General features: G+C 69.7%; 1 protein-coding gene. It reads left to right on the top strand.

Going from position 1 to position 482, the window contains the following annotated elements:
* A partial coding sequence (locus tag PZA18_RS25795) for a hypothetical protein (RefSeq protein WP_284103451.1) occupies positions 1-482 on the top strand: 482 nt, incomplete at both ends.

The following is a 482-nucleotide window of genomic DNA, read 5'->3' as shown; positions in this document are numbered from 1 at the left end:
ACGACCCCCGGCGCTTTGGCAGCAACCCGCTGCTGAATATCGCCTACTCCTACCTCGAAGGCGCCGAAGCCGACGCCAGCCACGCCCCCGACTTCGCCATCGAAGCCCAGGGGCCGCTGAGTCTGGCCATTGGCCAGAGCGCACACCGCTGCCAGCTGGCACTCGAATACCAGCGAGACCTGTTCAGCCAAGCCCGGATTGACGCCCTGGCCGCCAGCTACCGCGACGCTCTGCGGCAAGTGCTGAGCCAGCCCGCCAGCGACTGGCCGGTCGATGCCTGGATCGGCGCCGCCGACCCGTTCGAGCCCCCGCGTCGGCCCGGCCCGGCCCTGGCCATTGACGAGCGCCTGCGCCGGAACTTCCAGCAACTGCGCCACGAACTGGCCATCATCGACGATGCAGGCGAACTGAGTTGGGAGGGGTTTGCCGCGCTGACCGCCGGCTACGCCGCGCAACTGAACCGGCATGGCGTGCGACGGGCG

Source organism: Parachitinimonas caeni, from assembly GCF_030129945.1.
Lineage (GTDB): Bacteria > Pseudomonadota > Gammaproteobacteria > Burkholderiales > Chitinimonadaceae > Parachitinimonas > Parachitinimonas caeni.
Note: the sequence above shows the minus strand (reverse complement) of the source record. Positions and strands in the feature narration are given on the sequence as shown.